This window comes from Bacillus sp. ISL-47 (assembly GCF_018613175.1).
Classification (GTDB): Bacteria; Bacillota; Bacilli; order Bacillales; family Cytobacillaceae; genus Cytobacillus.
The window spans coordinates 35,216-48,811 of record NZ_JAGGQS010000042.1 but is presented as its reverse complement, the minus strand read 5'-3'; the positions used below and the strand labels follow the sequence as shown (position 1 = coordinate 48,811).

The 13,596-nt window shown below is 40.4% G+C and carries 12 protein-coding genes; all 12 read right to left on the bottom strand.

The window, feature by feature from the left end; all coding sequences use genetic code 11:
- Positions 1 to 219: 219 nt before the first annotated feature.
- On the bottom strand, positions 220 to 681 hold the full coding sequence (nrdR, locus tag J7I93_RS14390; RefSeq protein ID WP_110066250.1) for a transcriptional regulator NrdR: 462 nt from the start codon (positions 679 to 681) through the stop codon (positions 220 to 222).
- A gap of 114 nt (positions 682 to 795) precedes the next feature.
- On the bottom strand, positions 796 to 1,200 hold the full coding sequence (locus J7I93_RS14385) for a hypothetical protein (protein ID WP_214726559.1): 405 nt from the start codon (positions 1,198 to 1,200) through the stop codon (positions 796 to 798).
- 155 nt (positions 1,201 to 1,355) lie between these two features.
- On the bottom strand, positions 1,356 to 1,730 hold the full coding sequence (gene speD / locus J7I93_RS14380) for an adenosylmethionine decarboxylase (RefSeq protein WP_009333223.1): 375 nt from the start codon (positions 1,728 to 1,730) through the stop codon (positions 1,356 to 1,358).
- Between the two features lie 352 nt (positions 1,731 to 2,082).
- Complete coding sequence (locus J7I93_RS14375) at positions 2,083 to 3,114, bottom strand: glyceraldehyde-3-phosphate dehydrogenase (protein ID WP_214726558.1); 1,032 nt, start codon at positions 3,112 to 3,114, stop codon at positions 2,083 to 2,085.
- A 253-nt stretch (positions 3,115 to 3,367) separates the two neighbouring features.
- Positions 3,368 to 3,967, bottom strand: coding sequence for a dephospho-CoA kinase (coaE, locus tag J7I93_RS14370; protein ID WP_214726557.1), 600 nt, complete (start codon positions 3,965 to 3,967; stop codon positions 3,368 to 3,370).
- 23 nt (positions 3,968 to 3,990) lie between these two features.
- A complete protein-coding gene (ytaF, locus tag J7I93_RS14365; protein WP_214726556.1) occupies positions 3,991 to 4,626 on the bottom strand; it encodes a sporulation membrane protein YtaF in 636 nt (211 codons plus the stop codon).
- A 291-nt stretch (positions 4,627 to 4,917) separates the two neighbouring features.
- Complete coding sequence (gene mutM / locus J7I93_RS14360; protein ID WP_214726555.1) at positions 4,918 to 5,748, bottom strand: DNA-formamidopyrimidine glycosylase; 831 nt, start codon at positions 5,746 to 5,748, stop codon at positions 4,918 to 4,920.
- Between the two features lie 107 nt (positions 5,749 to 5,855).
- Positions 5,856 to 8,489, bottom strand: a complete 2,634-nt coding sequence (gene polA, locus J7I93_RS14355) for a DNA polymerase I (RefSeq protein WP_214726554.1) — start codon at positions 8,487 to 8,489, stop codon at positions 5,856 to 5,858.
- Positions 8,490 to 8,662: 173 nt separating this feature from the next.
- Complete coding sequence (gene hflC / locus J7I93_RS14350; protein WP_214726553.1) at positions 8,663 to 9,595, bottom strand: protease modulator HflC; 933 nt, start codon at positions 9,593 to 9,595, stop codon at positions 8,663 to 8,665.
- Positions 9,588 to 10,553, bottom strand: a complete 966-nt coding sequence (gene hflK / locus J7I93_RS14345) for an FtsH protease activity modulator HflK (RefSeq protein WP_214726552.1) — start codon at positions 10,551 to 10,553, stop codon at positions 9,588 to 9,590. The genes hflC and hflK overlap by 8 nt, the downstream gene beginning before the upstream one ends.
- Before the next feature lie 336 nt (positions 10,554 to 10,889).
- On the bottom strand, positions 10,890 to 12,656 hold the full coding sequence (pnpS, locus tag J7I93_RS14340; RefSeq protein ID WP_214726551.1) for a two-component system histidine kinase PnpS: 1,767 nt from the start codon (positions 12,654 to 12,656) through the stop codon (positions 10,890 to 10,892).
- Positions 12,653 to 13,369 (bottom strand): response regulator transcription factor, encoded by a 717-nt coding sequence (locus J7I93_RS14335; RefSeq protein ID WP_214726550.1) that lies wholly within the window; start codon positions 13,367 to 13,369, stop codon positions 12,653 to 12,655. The genes pnpS and J7I93_RS14335 overlap by 4 nt, the downstream gene beginning before the upstream one ends.
- Between the last annotated feature and the right edge of the window lie 227 nt (positions 13,370 to 13,596).

Here is a 13,596-nt window from a genome sequence, read left to right as displayed (position 1 = left end):
ATTAACTACCATATCCCCTTAACCTGATGGGTTTTCGGCGTTATTCCGCTCGATTAACTACCATATCCCCTTAACCTGATGGGTTTTCATCCTTAATATAAAGTCCCAGAAAAATCCCTTCCAGCACATATGCCGCAAAAAAAGAGCCAAAGAATATCCTTCAGCCCGTCGTCCTATTCAGCCAGAATCAGGGATGCAGTCAAACTATGCCTGATTCGATTATGATTGTTCTTTTTTTATTAATTCCTTTAGTTCATCAATAAAAACGTTAATATCTTTGAATTGCCTGTAGACAGAGGCGAAACGTACGTATGCCACATCATCCACTTTCGCAAGCCTGTCCATGACCATTTCACCAATTTCATCGCTCTTTATTTCAGAAACTCCGTTGCTTCTAAGCTCCTTCTCCACTTCAAAGGTAATTTCCTCAAGATCCTTAAGTGCAACTGGCCGTTTTTCGCATGCTTTAATAAGGCCGCGCAATATTTTTTCACGGCTGAACTCTTCTCTGGTTCCTTCTTTTTTAACAACGATAAGAGGAATTTCTTCAACTTTTTCAAAAGTAGTGAACCGGTATCCGCATTTTTCACATTCCCTTCTGCGGCGGATAGACCTGCTATCATCGACAGGGCGTGAATCGAGAACGCGGGTATTATTATTTTGGCATGAAGGGCATCTCATACAATCAGCTCCGAATCCATTTATATATTAAGAGGGCTTAAGCTCCTTGGGTTCTATTCCGATTTTCTTTGTTACTCTTATCTTATAAAAAAGGGGGAGACAGTACAAGTGCAACTATTTGTCTGCGTTTCTTGCAGTCCCAAGAAAATCATGTTTTTTATTTATCTTTTTGTAAATTGAAAGCACCTCTCTCTTAAGAATAGGGTGAACGCCAGACAAAGAGGATTGCTCTGTCGATAGATTAATGTCTACTGCAGTTTCAAATGGCTTAACAGTAACAACAGTTACAATGGCAAAAAAGGTTTTGTCTTTCTTTATCTCTGCTGCAATCTCGCCATGTTCTTTTGAAGTGCTGACAATATGCACATTGTGATCCGCTTTGAACAGTTCCTCAATTGATTGCATTATTTGGGCGGTGTTCGTTCTATAATATCTCGTTGCCAGCTCAGGGTCGGAATGATTTTCATGTGTTTCACACTGTTTTTTATAGCGATTGGCAAGCTGCCGAAAAATAGACATCCTCTTTCCTCCGTAAATTTTTGTATGTATTCCTATTGTACTATTTTTTGCAAGGAAACCCTAATGGCTAAGCCAGGGTAATCAAGATCGTTTTTTACAAAATAAAAAGAGGTGTAATGTATACACCTCTGGATTTGCCGATTATCATTCAGTTATTAAAGTACTTGAGCTTGTTTAACTTGAACTGGACCCATACCGCGAGGAATCTCGATATTCTCACGCGTTTGAGCTCCTAACGATTCTGCAATAAAGTCTGCAGCGATGTTAGGGTCAAGATCTCCACACGTATATACATCAATGCTGGCATAGCCATGCTCCGGGAAGCTGTGAATAGTTAAGTGTGATTCAGAGATTATGACAACTCCGCTTACACCCTGCGGCGCAAACTTGTGGAATGCAACCTCGCGAATTTCAGCACCTGATTTTAATGCTGCATTTACGAATGTCTGCTCAATAAAATCCATATCATTTAACTTTTCAAAATCGCATCCCCAAAGTTCTGAGATAACGTGACGACCCATAGTTTCCATATTCAAATTTCCCCCTTTAAACTTTTATGAAGCTATTAATTAATGAATTTCCAGATTTAGACTGGCCTATAACTACCACGGGGGAAAGTTAGTCCAGAGAGGTCCTAACCCTTTAAGTAGCTACCGTACCAAAACTCGGAGAAGTTCACGAGGATTAGTATACTTCGTTTGTTTTCTTTTTGCAACACATTGTTCTACATTTTTTTCGCAAATTTATAATATAGGTTCGTCCGTCGGCTTCGAATGTAAATAATCGTTTTTGACAGAAGTTTTCCAAAACAAAAATAGCCTGCCGAGGTGGGCAGGCATAAAGGGTATGGGTAATTATTTTAAAAAAAGAGATTGCTATTGTTTAACCAACTTTTACAGCAGAAGCTTGGAAAAGCTCTTGGGCTACATATTTAGTTAAGTCGACAACCCGGCATGAATAGCCCCATTCATTATCATACCATGCCAATACTTTCACTTTATTTGTGCCAATTACCATTGTGGATAATCCATCGATAATGGCTGAATGTTCATTTGTATTAAAATCAATTGAAACCAATGGCTCATCTGTAATATCAAGAATACCGTTCAGCGATCCTTGTGAAGCAGTCTCAAAAGCTGAATTAACTTCTTCCATTGTAACATCACGCTTAAGGTCTACCACCAAATCCACTAAGGATACGTTTGGTGTTGGAACACGCAATGCCATACCATGCAATTTGCCTTTTAAATGAGGCAATACAAGTGACAAAGCCTTGGCAGCTCCTGTTGACGTTGGAATGATGGACTGGCCGCAAGCACGTGCGCGGCGAAGATCCTTGTGCGGGTTATCAATATTCTTTTGGTCATTTGTATATGCATGAACTGTTGTCATAAGTCCATTTTCAATGCCAAATTGCTCATCTAGAACCTTTGCAACAGGTGCCAGGCAGTTCGTGGTACATGAAGCATTTGAAATGACATCATGCTCATTTATATCTAATGCGCTTTCATTTACGCCCATAACAATCGTAACATCTTCATTCTTTCCAGGCGCAGTAAGAATAACCTTTTTAGCTCCAGCTTCAAGGTGAAGACTTGCTTTATCGCGTGAATTGAATTTCCCAGTTGCCTCAATTACGATATCGATGTTCATTTCTCTCCAAGGAAGCTCCTCGGGATTACGGTTGCTGACAAGCTGAACTCTTTTGCCGTTTACAACAATGGCATTGTTTTCAGGGACAACACTTCCTTCGAATTGCCCATGGTTTGTATCATATTTAATTAAGTGCGCCAAGGTTTCTGCAGGATAACTTGCATTTATGGCAACAACTTCAAGATTATCTTCCAGGATGGCTTTTCTAAAAACCATACGTCCAATTCTTCCAAAACCGTTAATCGCTATTCTCGCCTTCATGTTACGGCCCCTTCCGCATTAATGTTATACTTTTATTACCCTAAGATGTAATTAGTATAACATATTAATAGTCATTTGTGATGATTAAAATGCGGATTTTTTAATGTTTAACAATTCTGAAATGTTTTTATCTAGTAAAAGCCTAATTCATGCCTTATATTATCATATTTTAGCCTAAAAAAATTAGCCATATATTTTTATTTTGTCATACTATTAAGCTTACTGTATAACGAAAAAGAGCCTTTTCAGGCCCTTAAATAATGTTCCAGCTTTTTAAAATATCCCATAATTGTTTCTCAGTTTCTTCAATGCTTCCGTTATTGTCGATCACAGCATCCGCCAGGACCTTTTTATCTTTTAAAGGCATTTGTGAGCGGATCCTCGCGATGGCTTCATCCCTTGAAAGCTGATTTCTGGCCATGAGCCTCTGGAGCTGGGTTTCCTCATTCACATATACCAATAAAGTCTTATCAGCCATATATGTTAACTTACTCTCAAATAACAGGGGAATATCAAGGATCACCAATTTTTCATTTCTCCTGATTGCTTCTTCTTTCTTTGCCATCATTCTTTTGCGGACAGCGGGATGGACAATGCTATTTAATTTCATCCGCTCCCTCTCATCATGAAAAATGATGGAGCCAAGCTTTCCACGATCTATTGAGCCATTCTCAAGCAGAATAAGATTCCCGAAGTGACGGATAATTTCCTTGTATGCTTCCTCTCCTTTTTCAACAGCTAATCTGGCTTCCACATCTGCGTCAATTACAGTGATGCCTTTTTCGATTAAGATGGCAGAAACGGTGCTTTTACCGCTTGCAATACCACCTGTTAGTCCTACAGTTAATGACATAGCTTGTTCCTTTCAAGAGGTTTTTAAATTTTCCAGATGCCAATTACGATTAAAATAATACCGGGGATGAATGAGAATTTATGAACCCATCCACACTTTGAAAAAAGAGATCCCACCTGCATTCCCATAAACACAAACAAAGAGCTCATTAAGGCAACTGTCAAAGCCAGGTAATATGGCGAATACCCAAGCATGGCTGCACCAATTCCGGCTCCAAACGCATCCAGGGATAAAGCAATCCCCAGCATGAAGGCTTCAACACCGGTAATGGCACCTGATTTATCAAAATCGGCTGACATTGGCTTTTTCAGGATATTTATGACAAGGCCCAGTGATTTAATTTCAAAATTTACAATTGTTTTTTCGTGAGGCATAACATCCTTAACCTTTTCAGGCCTGAAAAATTGATAAAGGACCCAGGCACCTAAAATGATAAGAATGATTCCTCCCATACTTTCAGCAAAAGCCGGCGATAAAAAGGCCTCTATAAGATGGCCAATTGTCATCGCAGCCATTAACGTAATTGCTGAACAGCAAGCGATTATGCTGATCGATTTAAATGGTATATTCATTTTTCTCAACCCATATGTTAAACCGACACTAAAACTGTCAAGACTGACAGCAAAAGCAAGTATTAAAAGTGAGATTGCATGCACCATTGAATAGAGCTCCTTCCTGTCAATCGCTACGATAGTATATGGAAGAAGCCCATCCAATGTTATTAGAAATGCGTAAGCGCCTCAGGAACAAGCAAGCCCGCTTGTTCCTGCTAATTTTTGACGCTTTCCATATTGCTCACTCCCTGACAAGCAAAAGACGAGCCTCAAAGAAAGGTGGTCTTTACCTTTATGGGAGGGTTAGGTTGTGACCTCCAGGGGCAGGCACCGGAGCAATACCGCGAAGCAGACAGTCCGCCCATTCTGCTCATTTGTTAATATCAGGCTAGAGTTCTATTCTTTTTTTTGGCAGGCTGGGCAAAAGACCGTTCCCCGGCCTCCTGTCACAATCCTTTCTAAAGTATTTCCGCAGACTTTACACTCTTCCCCTTTTCGGCCATATACATAAAGCTCCAGCTGAAACATGCCGATCTGCCCTTGCGAGTTTACATAGGAGCGAATCGTGCTCCCGCCCTTTTCTACCGCTTCATTAAGAGTGTCGGCAATCTCCTTGTGGAGAGTCTCCAATTCAACTCTCGATAAGCTGTTTGCCAGCCTTTCGGGATGTATACGGGAACGGAATAAAGCTTCATCGACATAAATATTCCCAAGACCGACGATTGTTTTCTGATCAAGAAGCACAGTTTTGATATTTCTAGTCGTCTTTGCCAGCCTTGCAGCGAGCTCATCTGCTGTGAAATCTTCGGCAAATGGCTCCGGTCCCAGATGTGACAGTGGGAGGGTGCTCAATTCATCCCCTTTTGCATATAAGTGCATCGTCCCGAACTTGCGGACGTCTTTATAGCGAAGCTCAGTTCCATCTGTAAAATGAAATATGACGTGCGTATGTTTTTCAACGGGCTCGTCCTTCGAAAAAAGCCCGTATCTTCCTTCCATTCTTAAATGGGATACAAGCGCGTAATGCTCTGTATACAGAATCAAAAACTTGCCTCTCCTGCCTATTTCCCGGAAGGTTTGACCGGCTAAAGCATCCTGAAATTGGGAGACTTCGTCCGGATGCTTAACCATTTTTGGCCAGAAAACAGATACATGGGCAATTGTTCTATTAACCACCAATTCCTGGAGTGTCCTTCTGACCGTTTCAACCTCAGGAAGTTCAGGCATATAAATCCCTCCATTTCGTAAAGCGCAGTGCGCATTATAAGTATGTTCTGTTAAAACAAAAAATTTTAGATGGAAACCTCTATGGCAGTCCTAAAACTTAATAAAAATTATTTTGCATCAAACCATGTCGGGCCATAAGAGTAATCAACCTTCAATGGAACCTTCAGCTCGACAGCATTTTCCATTACTTCAGGCACGATCTTTTTAAGGGTTTCTATTTCTTCTTCCGGTGCTTCAAAGATCAATTCATCGTGGACCTGCAGCAATAAGCGCGCACTAATACCTTCTTCAAGCAGACGGTCTGCCATGTCAATCATTGCTTTTTTAATAATATCTGCAGCGCTACCCTGAATTGGTGTGTTCATTGCCGTCCGCTCTGCAAAGCTTCGCAGGTTAAAGTTGCGGCTGGTGATTTCAGGCAAGTACCTTCTTCTGTGGAGGAGGGTTGATACATATCCCTTTTGCTTGGCTTCGTGTATGATATCGTCCATATATTGCTTTACCCCTGGATAACTTTCCAGGTAGCGGTCAATAAATTTCCCGGCTTCCTTCCGGGTGATGCCGAGGCTTTGTGAAAGGCCATAATCGCTTATTCCATATACGATCCCAAAGTTAACGGCCTTTGCGTGGCGGCGCATATTGGACGTAACTTCATCACCACTGACATGGAATACCTCCATCGCTGTCTTTGTGTGAATGTCCATATCTTCATTAAACGCTTCAATAAGCTTTTCATCGTTTGCAATATGCGCTAGTACTCGCAGCTCAATTTGCGAATAGTCTGCTGCAAAAATGACCCAGCCCTTTTCTGAAGGAACGAAGGCCTGCCTAATTTTCCTTCCTTCTTCCAGGCGTATCGGGATGTTTTGCAGGTTCGGATCTGTAGAGCTTAATCTGCCTGTTTGCGTAAGAGCCTGATTAAACCTTGTATGGACCTTGCCTGTTTCCTTATTCACAACCTTCAGCAATCCCTCGATATATGTGGATTGCAGCTTGCCAAGCTGGCGGTAATGCAGGATATCCCGGATAATTTCATGTTCACTTTCCAGCTTTTCAAGGACATCAGCGGAAGTTGAGTATCCTGTTTTTGTTTTCTTAATAACAGGCAGTCCCAATTTTTCAAAAAGAATCACGCCCAGCTGCTTTGGAGAATTAATGTTAAAGGCCTCCCCTGCAAGCTCGTGTATTCGTTTTTCGATTTCATCCAATTTCGAAAGCAGATCTTGTCCCATAGTTTTCAGCCGCTCAAGATCAACCTTAATCCCAAATGATTCCATGTCAGCTAAAATCAAGGATAATGGCATTTCCAGATCATAAAATAGCTCTGCCTGCTGGTTTTCTTTCAGTTCGCTATCCAGTTTTTCCTTTAACGCCATCAATGCTGCAGCCTTCCTGGCCAAATGCCCCGCAAGTTCCTTTTCTTCCGGTATTCTTCTCTTGGCTCCCTTTCCATAAAACGCTTCATCAGATTGAACGGCAGGATACCCATGATTTTTAGCAACTGATGCAATGTCTTCAATTGTTTGGGAAGGATTAATCAAATATGAGGCAATATATAGGTCAAAATCTGCGCCTTTTAGATGGATGCCGTGATGGCGAAGGGAAACTTCAGACCGTTTTGCGTCATACACCGTTTTCTTTTTTGTGTCATCCTCAGCCCACTTTTGAAATACTTCCGACTCAAGAGCTTTATCTTTAGCAATAAAAAAATTACCCTTTTCATTGGCAATAGAAAAACCAATGATATCCGCATAATGATAATTATCTTCAAGGACTTCAACATAAAATGCATTTTCTTCTGAAAAAATCTCTTCGTTAATTTCTTCTGCAATCGTAAATTCGATTTCTTCGAGATTCTCTTCCACTGCTTCTAAATCGCCGCCAAGCTTTTCAAGTAAAGAGTTAAAGCCGAGCTCTTTAAAAATGCCAATAACTTTCTCCTTTTCATACCCTTCGTACTCTACATCATCAATTTTTACTTCTACTGGTGCCTCTCTTGTGATCGTTGCAAGCTCTTTGCTCATCAAGGCTTGCTCCTTGAACTCTTCCAGCTTTTCCTTCAGCTTTTTTCCGCTGACCTTGTCGATTGAATCCAATAACTCTTCAAGGGTTCCAAATTCCTTCAGCAATTTAAGCGCCGTCTTTTCACCAACTCCCGGCACTCCAGGAATATTATCTGAACTATCCCCCATAAGGCCTTTCATATCAATAATGCGTTCAGCAGTAATTCCATACTTTTCTTCAATATGAGCTGGTGTATATTCCTCGATATCCGTTATGCCTTTTCTGGTTATGCTGACAGTTACAGCATCTGAACTAAGCTGTGTCAAATCCTTGTCTCCGGAAATGACTTTTACTTCATAACCGTCTTTTTCAGCTTGAAGCGACAATGTGCCGATAATATCATCTGCTTCATAGTTTTCCAGCTCATACCTGGAAATTCCGTAAGCATCAAGCAGCTCTCGAATATAAGGAAATTGCTCTGAAAGCTCCGGCGGCGTTTTTTGCCTTCCTCCTTTATATTCACTGAATGTTTTATGGCGGAAGGTTGTTTTGCCAGCGTCAAATGCAACCAGCAAATGAGTAGGCTTTTCATCTTCCAGAATTCTCTGCAGCATCATTGTAAATCCGTAAACTGCATTCGTATGTATTCCTTTATCATTGTTTAAAAGCGGCAATGCGAAAAATGCACGATAAGCGATGCTGTTGCCATCTATCAGAACTAGCTTCTTTTTATCCAAATAAGATCTCCTCCTCTTAAAAAACGAAATGCTATAAGCTAAAATACCCTTGTAAAGCCTAAGGTATCAGCTTAAAACATAATAAAAACCGTTATTTTCCTTTATTCTATCATGAGCAGATAGAGAAAGAAAAATAACGGCCCTGTATTAAGAAACCCTAATTTTATCTATTCTTATTCTGTATAGCCCATTAGCAAACGGGCATATGGTGAATCAGACGGAAGAACAATAACGGTCTCTCCATTGATCGTCTTTTTATAAGACTCAAGGGTACGGAATAACGAGTAGAAGCTAGGATCTTTTGAGAAAGCTTCATTATATACCTTCGCAGCTCCTGCTTCCCCTTCAGCACGGATCTCTTCGGCATCTGCCTGTGCTTTTGCAAGAATCTCTCTTACATTTCTGTCTGTTTGCGCAATAATGATATTCTTTTTTGCATCACCCTTCGAGAGGTATTCCTGAGCCGTGGATTGGCGTTCCGAAATCATCCTCGTATAAACAGATTGCTCATTTTCAGCCGGTAAATCTGTCCGCTTAATCCTGACATCCGTCACAGTGATTCCATAATTGTCCTTCGCAAGCAATTCGTTCACCTTAGCAGAAATTTGGTCATTTAAGGATCCTCTAGAGGATTTTTCGTCGTTTATAATTTCATCATAATTTAACTGGCCCAGTTCAGAGCGGGTAACAGAGTAGATGAATTCTTCCATTCTGGCTTCTGCACCCTCTAATGTTCTCGCATTAGCAATCATTTTCTTGGGATCTTCAATTCTCCATACAGCATAATTATCGATAATCATTACTTTTTTATCCCTTGTGTTGATTTCAGCTTCAGATACATCATAAGTCATCTGGTATTTTGGAAGCGATGTAACACTTTGAATAAACGGTATTTTATAAGATAGGCCAGGTTCACTTTCAATTCTGACAACCTCTCCAAATTGGCGGATGACCTTATACTCGCCTTCCTTCACGATAAAAAGATTGCTAAAAAGAATGGCCAATGCGGCAATGATGATGACCAGGAGAATTCCAATCTTTGTATAATCTCTCCATTTAAAGTTCCCGCCGCGCTCATTTATATTAACCACATTCTGATCACTCATTATCCGCACCTCCGTCCTCTTTCGGTTTGGCCTGTTCTTTTTCAAGGGGCCGAATCGGGAAGTATTTCAACGTATTGCCGTCATCATTCATAATATATATCTCCGCACCAGGAAGTACTTGTTCGAGTGTTTCGAGGACAAGGCGCTCTTTTGTAATATCCGGATTATTTTTATATTCTCCATATAATTTATTAAAAACTGCTACATCTCCCCGCGCTCTTTCCAGACGGGCTGCCTTTTCACCTTCTGCTTTGGAAATGAGGGCATCCTTCTCTCCCTCTGCTTCGTTCATTCTCTGGTTCTTATACTTTTCGGCTTCATTAAGTTTAGTGTTGGCTGTTTCCCTGGCGTCTGTTACATCGGTGAATGCCTTTCTCACATCTTCATTCGGCAGTTCAACATCCTGAAGCTTAACGGCCAGCACGGAAATCCCAATATCATACTTATTGACTAAGGAAGTCAGCAGTTCCCTTACTTCAGCCTCTATTTCCGCTTTTCCGGAGGTTAAAGCATCATCAATTTTAGAGCTTCCTATAATACTTCTCAACGATGCTGAAGTAGAATCATAAAGTATTTCTTTCGGGTCTTCAGCATTGTAAAGATATTTCTCAGGATCTGTTATTTTCCATTGAACAACCAGATCTGCAAGAACAATATTTTCGTCCCCTGTAATCATTTTCGTTTCTTCTGGAAAATCCTTTATTTCCCCATCCTTTTCTTCATAGCCAAATTGCAGGGAAAAAGTCTCTTTCGAAAGCTTCTCTACACTTTGGATAGGCCATGGCAATTTAAAATGAAGTCCTGGCTCCGTAATACCTTCTTCGACTTTACCAAACGTTAAAATAACCGCCTGATCTGATTCATCGACCGTGTACCATGTGGTAAAAGCCACGATACTTAAAATCACAATTGCCAGAACGAGGCCCGCAATGGTATAAATTCTTTTAAGACTGACCATTTTCTCTCCCCTTTCCCTCTTCTTATTTCTATAACTCTTCATACGCTTTAATTACGAAAAGGTTTCAGAAATATGACAAAAAAGGAGAGGGGATGTGTTTATTCGAAGAAATAGACAGGTCATAAACATTCGTTTCTGATAAAGAAATACAATACTCTATTCTAGAGTAAAAAAAACGAGAAAGACGAAAGCGGGGTCAGCTTTCGCCTTTCTCTATGGCTCCTTGGATGAAGGGGTTTAACAATTAAAATTTTAGCAACACAATGTAAAGGGAACATAAATCGGTTGTAAAAATTATGTAAAGTTAACATTTCTACTTCATCCAATTATTTTCATTTATCTATTAAATTTTTTAGGTAGTTCAATGGTAAAGGATGTTCCCTTACCCACTTCACTTTTCACTGTAATGGAGCCCTTATGTGCTTCAACAAGATGTTTTACAATCGCAAGGCCAAGCCCTGTTCCACCGGAATTCCTGCTCCTTGCTTTATCGACCCGGTAAAAACGTTCGAAGATGCGCGAGATTTCTTTTGCTTCAATTCCTATGCCTGTATCCGCTATTTCAGTTAGCACAGCAGTTTCTGTCTCTTGTAAACAAATATAAATGCTCCCTTGATTTGGAGTATAGGAGATCGCATTAGATATTATGTTAATGAATACCTGCTTTAGCCGATGCACATCTCCCTCAATGTAGATTGGCTTCTCTTCCCTCTTATACTCAAAAACAATATCCTTTTCTGCAGCTTTTCCCTTCGTTATGGCTAATACTTCATCAAGTGCAACAGTCAAGTTCATCGGCTGAAACTTCAAGCTGAATCCCTGCTGCTCAATTTTGGATAAGTCCAGTAAATCTTGAATGAGGGACTGCAGCCGGTCGCTTTCCTTCAATATAATATTCAGGAAATCATTGAGAGCTTGTTTATCCTCCATAGCCCCATCCAATAGTGTTTCTGAAAATCCTTTGATTGAAGTGATAGGTGTTTTCAGCTCATGGGAAACATTCGCTACAAAATCCTTCCTGATCTGCTCAAGCCTTTTTAGCTCTGTAATATCATGAAAAACCAGCAATATTCCCTTCCATTCATCATTCGTCCCGATGATAGGCACACCGTAAACTTCAAAATAGCGCCTTTCTATATTTACTGGTATGACCAGCTGCCTTTTCACTTTTTGCTCGGTCATGAATATCTCTTCAATCATATCTGTAATGCCTTTATGTTCAATCACTTCATAATAGAGTTTATATAAATATTCAGAGGAGTTTACATTAAAAACCTCTTTGTATGGACGATTAATTAAATTTATATAACCCCGGCTGTCAATCAGAATTAAGCCGCTCCCCATATTTTCAATCAGAGCCCCAAGCCGGTCCTGCTGCATTTCTTGTGATTTAACCATTTCCTGAAGGTTTCTGGCCAAAACATTAATAGAAGTGCTGAGCATACCCGTTTCGTCTGCTTGATCTTCATAGGTCCTTGCCCGATAATTCCCTTTTGCAAGTTCAATTGCGACCTTAGTCGCTGACTCAATCGGCTTGGTATAGCGTGCTGTTATCCGAGTCCCCAGCATAATGATGACAAAAAGTGATAGCCCGAGGCTGATGGTCAAAATCCACCAAATTTGCTGATAGGCCTTCTGCGTTTCTGTCATTTTTGTGCTTAGAAATATGTATCCTGCCTGTTCCCCATTTGCCAATAATGGCTGCCAATAATAATGCAAGTTATATCCACCGGCAACTTCCCAGCCTGTTTGATCATTCTCTTCTTTCTTTAAAATCTCAAAAATAATCTCCTGATGCCTGCTTTGTGTTGTTGCATTTTTATTGCTGCTATCAAACAAAATCCTTCCCTGTCTATCAGAAACCGTTACACGTACATCAAGAATGTCACTAAATTCATTGACTTTATCAATGGTTAGGGATTGAATCCCTCCATTATCGACTATATAGCTGGAAATCATTTCGGTTTCTTTTTTTAACCGTTCATCAAAAGCCTTCAAATAATAGCTTTTAAAAAGCTGGCCCAAAAGAAGTCCTACTCCAATTAAGACGGCAAATATTAAAGTGAGCAATGCAAAAAGCAGCCGTGTCCGGAACCTGGTCATTCTCCTTTTGGCTCCTCCAGCTTGTAGCCTAAACCTCGGATCGTCTTAATATAAACTGGTTTCTTAGTATTTTTTTCGATTTTCTCTCTTAAATGGCTTATATGTACATCAACAATTCTTGTGTCTCCGGCAAAGTCGTAATTCCAGACTGCGCTTAATAGCTGGTCTCTTGTAAGAACACGCCCTTTATTTTTAGCAAGATAGAGAAGCAATTCAAACTCTTTCGGAGTTAGTTCAAGAAGCTCTTCTTCAAAATATGCTTCATAGTGATCAGGAAATATTTTTAATCCCCCAATCTGGAATGAATCAGTATCTTCTGGATTTTCCTCAGGTGGCTCAGGCATGAATTGAGTTCTCCGCAAAATGGCTTTAATTCTCGCAACAACTTCACGGGGGCTGAACGGCTTTGTCATATAATCATCTGCACCCAGTTCAAGGCCAAGCACTTTATCAAATTCATCATCTTTGGCTGTTAACATCAAAATGGGTGTGGAAACCTTTTGCTGTCTAAGCTGCTTACAAACTTCAATGCCATCAAGCTTCGGCAGCATAAGATCCAATACAATAAGATCCGGCTTCTCTAAAACTGCCAGATCCTTTCCCTCCTGGCCATCCATTGCAGTGATAACCTCATACCCCGCCTGCTGCAAATTATACTGCAGCAAAGTTACGATTGATTGTTCGTCATCTACAACAAGAATCTTTTTGTCCATAAAATCCTCCGATTGAATGTATTACCCCTTTAAAAGCTTTAACTGAATCAGGTTCAAGTCTGAATCTGCCAGCCTTATTATAAGAAGCAGGAACCCCTCCTGCCTAGTAAACCCCTATTTGCCATATCTCTATTATAATATACATAAAAGGGGAATAAGCAACTGAAAGCTAAAAGCGGAATGAAACATAAAAAAGATGTGCAGGTTCTGCACATCTTTTTGCATTG